At 56.7% G+C, this 1,395-nt stretch carries 1 rRNA gene; it reads right to left on the bottom strand.

The features are described from left to right. Positions 1-3: 3 nt before the first annotated feature. Positions 4-1,395, bottom strand: a 23S ribosomal RNA gene (locus ACFYYW_RS49070); the annotation flags it as partial.

Genomic DNA, 1,395 nt, shown 5'->3' with positions numbered 1-1,395 from the left:
TTTGTGGTCAAGTCCTCGGCCTATTAGTACCGGTCAGCTCCACACATTACTGTGCTTCCACCTCCGGCCTATCAACCCGGTCGTCTACCGGGAGCCTTACCCACTCTCGTGGTGGGAGACCTCATCTCAAGGCGAGCTTCCCGCTTAGATGCTTTCAGCGGTTATCCCTTCCGAACGTAGCCAACCAGCCGTGCACCTGGCGGTACAACTGGCACACCAGAGGTTCGTCCGTCCCGGTCCTCTCGTACTAGGGACAGCCCCTTTCAAGTCTCCTGCGCGCGCAGCGGATAGGGACCGAACTGTCTCGCGACGTTCTAAACCCAGCTCGCGTACCGCTTTAATGGGCGAACAGCCCAACCCTTGGGACCTACTCCAGCCCCAGGATGCGACGAGCCGACATCGAGGTGCCAAACCATCCCGTCGATATGGACTCTTGGGGAAGATCAGCCTGTTATCCCCGGGGTACCTTTTAGCCGTTGAGCGACACCGCTTCCACACGCCGATGCCGGATCACTAGTCCCAGCTTTCGCTCCTGCTCGACCCGTCAGTCTCACAGTCAAGCTCCCTTGTGCACTTACACTCAACACCTGATTGCCAACCAGGCTGAGGGAACCTTTGGGCGCCTCCGTTACCCTTTAGGAGGCAACCGCCCCAGTTAAACTACCCACCAGACACTGTCCCCGATCCGGATCACGGACCAGAGTTAGACGTTCAAAACGACCAGAGTGGTATTTCACCAATGACTCCACCCGAACTAGCGTCCGAGCTTCCCAGTCTCCCACCTATCCTACACAAGACGTTCCAAACGCCAATGTCAAGCTGTAGTGAAGGTCCCGGGGTCTTTCCGTCCTGCTGCGCGTAACGAGCATCTTTACTCGTAGTGCAATTTCGCCGGGTCTGCGGTTGAGACAGCGGGGAAGTCGTTACGCCATTCGTGCAGGTCGGAACTTACCCGACAAGGAATTTCGCTACCTTAGGATGGTTATAGTTACCACCGCCGTTTACCGGCGCTTAAGTTCTCACCTTCGCTGTGTTACCACAACTAAGCGGTCCCCTTAACGTTCCGGCACCGGGCAGGCGTCAGTCCGTATACATCGTCTTACGACTTCGCACGGACCTGTGTTTTTAGTAAACAGTCGCTTCCCCCTGGCCACTGCGACCCCCACCAGCTCCGAGTGCAAGACTCATCACCAGCAGAGGTCCCCCTTCTCCCGAAGTTACGGGGGCAATTTGCCGAGTTCCTTAACCACAGTTCACCCGATCGCCTTAGTATTCTCTACCTGACCACCTGAGTCGGTTTAGGGTACGGGCCGCCATAACACTCGCTAGAGGCTTTTCTCGGCAGCATAGGATCATCCACTTCACCACAATCGGCTCGGCATCACATCTCAGGCT

The organism is Nonomuraea sp. NPDC001831 (genome assembly GCF_042892035.1).
Lineage (GTDB): Bacteria > Actinomycetota > Actinomycetes > Streptosporangiales > Streptosporangiaceae > Nonomuraea.
This window is presented reverse-complemented; position numbering and strand designations above follow the sequence as displayed.